The organism is Streptomyces alkaliphilus, from assembly GCF_014141535.1.
Lineage (GTDB): Bacteria > Actinomycetota > Actinomycetes > Streptomycetales > Streptomycetaceae > Streptomyces > Streptomyces alkaliphilus.
In genome coordinates, this window is the sequence record NZ_VKHT01001199.1 from 1 (window position 1) to 1,342 (window position 1,342).

At 75.3% G+C, this 1,342-nt stretch carries 1 protein-coding gene; it reads right to left on the reverse strand.

Features of this window, described 5'->3' with window-relative positions; translation table 11 throughout:
* Positions 1–22: 22 nt before the first annotated feature.
* Positions 23–1,342, reverse strand: a 1,320-nt coding sequence (locus FNQ90_RS23400; RefSeq protein WP_182608174.1) for a phytoene desaturase family protein, incomplete at its 5' end; no start/stop codon positions are given.

Here is a 1,342-nt window from a genome sequence, read left to right on the forward strand (position 1 = left end):
TCCCCGCGCCCCGCCGCGCCCCTCAGTCCCGCTCGGCGGCGCGCAGGCGGCGCCAGACGGCACGGGCGGCGTTGTGCCCGCACATGCCGTGCACGCCCGGTCCCGGCCAGGTCGCCGAGGAGCACAGGAACACCGCGGGATGCGGAGTCGCGTACGGGTGGGGGCTCGGCTTGGGCCGGAACATGGTCTGCAGGCCGGAGAAGGCGCCGCAGGCGATGTCCCCGCCGACGTAGTTGGCGTTCCGGGCCTCCAGCTGCGGCGGCCCGGAGACCGCCCGTCCCAGCACCAGGTCCCGGAAGCCCGGGGCGAAGCGTTCTATCTGCCGCTCCACGGCCTCGGTGAGGTCTCCCCGCCAGTTGTGCGGGACGTGCCCGTAGACCCAGAAGACGTGCTTGCCCTCCGGGGCCCGGGAGGGGTCGATGACGGTCGGCTGGGAGGTGATGAGGAACGGCACCTCGGGCGCGTGGCCGGAGACGGCGGCCCGCAGCGCGGTGTCGATCTCCCCGGCCGTGGGCCCCAGGTGGACCGTCCCGGCCCGGTGGGCGGCCGGTGAGCTCCACGGGACGGGGCCGGAGAGGGCGTAGTCCAGTTTGAAGGCCGCGGCCCCGTACCGGAAGGACCGGAAGGCGTCCCCGAGCCCGGCGATGCGGGCGGCGGCGGTGGGGGAGGTGTCGAAGATGTAGGCGCGGGCCGGCGGCAGCTCGTCCAGCCGCCTGACCTCCACCCCGGTGTGGATGGTGCCGCCCAGCTCCCGCAGGTATCCGGCGAGGGCGTCGGAGATGGCCTGCGAGCCGCCGCGCGCGATCGGCCAGCCGCCCTCGTGCGCGCCCAGCGCGAAGACCAGGGAGATCGCCGAGGTGGCCGGGGTGTTCAGCGGGGAGATGACGTGGCCGGCCAGCCCGGCGAAGAGGGCGCGGGCCCGCTCGCCCCGGAAGCGGCGCATCAGCCAGGAGACCGGCGGCAGGCCGGTGAGGCCGAACCGGGCCAGGGTGACCGGCCCGCGCGGGGGCAGCTCCCACGGTACGGTGAGGAAGTCGTGCGCCAGATCCTCCCAGCGCCCCAGGTAGGGGGCGAGCAACCGCCGGTAGACCTCGCCGTCGCGGCCCTCCAGGGAAGCGGCGGTCTCCTCCACCGAACGGGTCAGCAGCGCGGCCGTGCCGTCGGGGAAGGGGTGGGCGAGGGCGTACTCGGCCTCCAACCACTCCAGCCCGTGCCGGGCCAGCGGCATGGCGTTGAAAGCGGGGGAACCGACCCCGATCGGGTGAACCGCCGAACAGGGGTCGTGGCGGAAGCCGGGCAATGTCAGCTCCTCGGTCCGCGCCCCGCCCCCGATGCCGTCCCC